This is a genomic window from Devosia chinhatensis (assembly GCF_000969445.1).
GTDB lineage: Bacteria > Pseudomonadota > Alphaproteobacteria > Rhizobiales > Devosiaceae > Devosia > Devosia chinhatensis.
In genome coordinates this window covers 1-511 of record NZ_JZEY01000064.1, presented here as the reverse complement: position 1 = coordinate 511, position 511 = coordinate 1, and the positions used below count along the sequence as shown (strand labels likewise).

Annotated in this window: 1 pseudogene; it reads right to left on the bottom strand. The window is 60.7% G+C overall.

From position 1 onward, the window contains the following. Positions 1–73: 73 nt before the first annotated feature. Positions 74–511 (bottom strand): annotated as a pseudogene (locus VE26_RS19100) (hypothetical protein); the annotation flags it as partial.

Genomic DNA, 511 nt, shown 5'->3' with positions numbered 1-511 from the left:
CCGTTTGCATCTGCTCTCTGCCATTCGCTGCTCTTCTTCTTTCTCTGCCTGCCTCTCCCTTCTCTCCCTCCCCCTATTTTTTCTCGTCTCTCCGTCTCCCCTCGTCCTTCCCTCTCCCTCTCTCTTTGACTCCTCCCTCTCTTACTTTCTCTATGCCTCTTCCATCCCTCCCTAGCCCGTCCTCCCTTCCCTTTCCTCCCCTTTCTTCCCCCATGTCTGTTCCTTCCTGCTTTCCCTCCCCTTTTTTCCTCTCCCTTTCCTCCTCCTTCCGCTCCTTGTCCACCTCGTTCCTCCTCCTCTCTTGCATGCCTCTACTCCATACCCCCCCCCCCTCCTTGCTCCTCAGCCCCCTCCCTTCCTCCGCCCCCCTCCTCCCCTCTCCGCCGCCCACCCCCTTCTTCTCCTTCTTCTTGTCTCTCCCTTCCTCCCCGCCCCTCCCCCGCTGCCCTTCCTCCTCCCTCACTCCCCTCCCGACCTTCCTTCTCTTTCTCCCCCCTCCCACCCTCTCTCC